Raw genomic sequence first — 274 nt, 5'->3', positions numbered from 1 at the left:
GCGCATCGACGGGATGATGCAGAACGTACAGCGGTGGTTGCAGCCCTCGCTGATCTTCAGATACGCATAGTGGCGCGGGGTGAGCTTGACGCCGACGCCCTCTATGGCATTGCTGGGCGGGGGCACCAGGTCCACGAAGGGGTCGTGCGGCTTTGGGGCATGGGCGTGGACGGCATCAAGCACCTCGTCCGTGGCGTGCGGGCCCGTGACGGCGAGTACGGCCGGGTGCAGCGCCTTGACCAGATTGTCCCCGTGCGCATCGGAGCGCGCACCC

The 274-nt window shown here is 67.5% G+C and carries 1 pseudogene; it reads right to left on the bottom strand.

Going from position 1 to position 274, the window contains the following annotated elements:
• Positions 1–274, bottom strand: a pseudogene (locus ML342_RS11650) (hypothetical protein); the annotation flags it as partial.

The organism is Thermomonas alba, assembly GCF_022419205.1.
Classification (GTDB): domain Bacteria; phylum Pseudomonadota; class Gammaproteobacteria; order Xanthomonadales; family Xanthomonadaceae; genus Thermomonas; species Thermomonas alba.
The sequence above is the reverse complement of the archived record's forward strand: the minus strand, read 5'-3'. Positions and strand labels throughout refer to the sequence as shown.